Here is a 2,193-nt window from a genome sequence, read left to right on the forward strand (position 1 = left end):
CAAAATTGAATTACATCATTTAACGCAAAAAGAACCCGGAGCAATGGTCGAAATACCAGCTAATAAACATGATGAATTTACTAAACAATTGCATGGTTTAGTAGAATCAGGGGAAAGTTTTAGAAACGACAAAGAACTATATAAACAGTATAATAATTTTAGAAATAACTATTGGAAAATGCGAGCGCAAGAACATTTAGGAGGGAAATAAAAGAATGAATGACAAGATTATTTCAATTATTTCTACATATAGAAAAGATGCCGATTTTATGGGAGGGATACATGAAGATACAATTCGAGAAGCAGTACAAATGCTAAACACTACGTTCCCTAACAGTTATCATTGGTTTTTAAAACAATATGGTAGCGGCGGACTGGATGGTATGGATATTCATGGTTGTGAGACAACAGCTGCAGATTCTTCCGTTGTTTACCACACCCAGTTATATAGAGAAACATATAACCTTCCAGAACAATACATTGTTTTAAATGATATCGATGGTACTGTGACATGTTTAGATACCAATCAAATGAAAGATGGAGAGTGCCCTGTTGTCTTTTGGAGTCGTTTTTCAAAGGAACTGTATGCCATTACTTATGAAAGCTTCAGCGACTATCTATTAGACTCATTACAAGAATCTGTAGATAATTTGTATGATGAAGATTAATTGATTATATAATACTAAGAATCATACTTTACGTAATAATATATATTTATAGGTTTCATATGATTTTATTGTTTTGATTTACAAAGAAAAAACCGATTCTCTCTAAACTTAGAGAAAACGGCTTTTATTCCATGAAAATTTGCTTAGCGTACGAAATTCGCGTTTTGTTGGTGCTACCCCATAAAGAAAAGACACCCTAAGGTACCTTCCTCCGACTTGAACCACGTTCATTTAGTATAAACCTATCCGTATTATCCACTTGTTATACGTGTAAACACATCCTATAAAACAGAATCGTCTATATACACCAGATTGTTAGTTCACAAAATTCAAGAGATTTGAGATCAATATGTTGCGTCTTTCAAAAGAATCTGCTTTATAGAACGTGTCCACGGTTTATATTTTACTACATGTAATATTTATTTAGTGTAATTTTTACAAATATGTATAATTACATAAAGTTTATGAGAAAAAGAGAGTATACTTTGATATTGTGTAATAAAGATAAGGCCCACCTACGGAAATAGAGGGCCTTTTTATTGGGTATTACTACCTCAGTGCACAAAAGGGAATTTGTATTTAAATAATAGCATATCCTTAAAGTTCTTATATTGAGAAATAAAGAAAAGACACCCAAAGGTGCCTTTCTCCGACTTGAACCACTTTAATTTTAATAATATGTATTGGACTCCCATCCAAATATTATTTTACCATGTTAAATAATATTGTGCATTGAGAAATACGGTACATTTCTTTATTTAAACGTAAAAAGCCCTAGAGGGGACTAGGGCTTTTTGACAGAATGAAAATGATTCAAAAAAGGACTTATATAATGTAACATACGAATGTTTCATAAATGTATCGTAAAAGTGAATAAAATCTATATTTTGTTCACTTTTACGATACATTTATGAAACATTTAAATGTTACGCTGTATAAGTCCTTTTTTTGAATCATAATCATTCTGTCAAAAAGTCCTAGTCCCCCTAGGACTTTTTACCCTAAAATAAAGAAGTGTATCATATTTCTCAACATACTAAATTACTTAATATGGTAAAATAATATTTGGATGGGAATCCAATACATATTATTAAAATTAAGATGGTTCAAGTCGCAGGAAGGCACCTTAGGGTGTCTTTCTTTATAGAATTTAGGATTACACGTACGGCAAATTGTACGTGTTAATCTGCTGTCTTATTATCCTGTAAAAGAAAAAATTTAATTTCCCATAGATATCTATTTTATAGTTAATTATAAACATCAGTTCATGATATAATTTTATCTATATATATTATTTAAAGGATGATAATAATGAATTCATACACAAATAAGCAAAAAATAGTATCTCTTATAATAGCTTCATTTATCTTTTTCAGTTTTGTATTAACGGGTATATACAATTTTACAAAACCAAATTTCTTTTACTTAAATTTAGCAGGTTTAGCCCTCAACAGTTTCATGTTATTTGTAGCAGCTAAAGCATTAATGAAACAAATTAAAGACTAAGTATATACAATGATTTTAG

3 protein-coding genes are annotated in these 2,193 nt (G+C 30.1%); all 3 read left to right on the plus strand.

The window, feature by feature from the left end:
- Window positions 1-211, plus strand: a 211-nt coding sequence (locus MKO96_RS29065) for an HNH/ENDO VII family nuclease (protein WP_240589336.1), incomplete at its 5' end; no start/stop codon positions are given.
- A gap of 4 nt (window positions 212-215) precedes the next feature.
- Complete coding sequence (locus tag MKO96_RS29070; RefSeq protein WP_276314189.1) at window positions 216-668, plus strand: SMI1/KNR4 family protein; 453 nt, start codon at window positions 216-218, stop codon at window positions 666-668.
- 1,311 nt (window positions 669-1,979) lie between these two features.
- On the plus strand, window positions 1,980-2,174 hold the full coding sequence (locus MKO96_RS29075; RefSeq protein ID WP_046955828.1) for a hypothetical protein: 195 nt from the start codon (window positions 1,980-1,982) through the stop codon (window positions 2,172-2,174).
- Window positions 2,175-2,193 lie beyond the last annotated feature (19 nt).

The organism is Bacillus sp. ES1-5, assembly GCF_022487605.1.
Taxonomy (GTDB): Bacteria; Bacillota; Bacilli; order Bacillales; family Bacillaceae_G; genus Bacillus_A; species Bacillus_A wiedmannii.